This window comes from Alcanivorax sp. HI0044, assembly GCF_001634945.1.
This window is the reverse complement of the sequence record NZ_LWEZ01000370.1, coordinates 1-833: the sequence shown is the minus strand read 5'-3', so window position 1 is coordinate 833 and position 833 is coordinate 1. Positions and strand designations below refer to the sequence as shown.

General features: G+C 58.1%; 2 protein-coding genes. Both read left to right on the top strand.

From position 1 onward, the window contains the following. A partial coding sequence (locus A3730_RS04545; RefSeq protein ID WP_197477288.1) for an SCP2 sterol-binding domain-containing protein occupies positions 1 to 242 on the top strand: 242 nt, incomplete at its 5' end. A 23-nt stretch (positions 243 to 265) separates the two neighbouring features. After that, positions 266 to 833: beta-ketoacyl synthase N-terminal-like domain-containing protein (locus A3730_RS04540; protein WP_304439462.1), on the top strand; the 568-nt coding region annotated here is incomplete at its 3' end.

Below are 833 nucleotides of genomic sequence, written 5' to 3'. Positions count from 1 at the left end.
AGGGTGGTGTGTTGCAGATCAAGGTGCGGAGCCCAGACAGTGCCTGGTTTATCGATCTATCCGCCTCGTCGCCCGGCATCGTCAGCGGCGAGAAGGACGCGGCGGCGGTGATCACGCTGGACGACAGCAAGCTTGCCGACCTGATTGCCGGCAAGGTGGCCTTGAGCACCTTGTACCAGAAGGGCGACATGCGCGTCGACGGTGACCTGGCGCTGGTGCGCAAACTTGAACAAATCCTGTAACGCCATAATTCGGAGAACAGAGAATGAAACGTAGAGTGAATGTGATCGGTGTCGGGATGACCAAGTTTGCCAAGCCCGGTGCCAGCGATGATTACCATGTGATGGCAAAAGCGGCTGGCCTCGCCGCAATGAAGGATGCCGGCATCCAGTACAGCGATGTTGAGCAGGCGTTCTGTGGTTATGTCTACGGCGATTCCACCTGTGGTCAGCGTGCCGTGTATGAACTGGGCTTGACCGGCATTCCCGTGGTCAATGTGAACAACAATTGTTCCACCGGTTCGTCGGCCCTGTTCCTGGCGCGCCAGGCCATCGAAGGCGGTTTGGCTGAATGTGTCATCGCCCTGGGTTTTGAAAAAATGGAGCGCGGCGCGCTTGGTGCTAAGTTCAATGATCGCGAGAACCCCATGAGCCAGCATGCGCAGGTGATGATGGATACGCAGGGCTTCAATCAGGCGCCGCCGGCGGCACAGATGTTCGGTGGCGCAGGGCGTGAATACCGCTGGAAGTACGGCACCAAACGGGAAACCTTCGGCAAGATTGCCGAGAAGGCGCGTCAGCATGCCGCCAACAATCCTTACGCACTGTTCAATC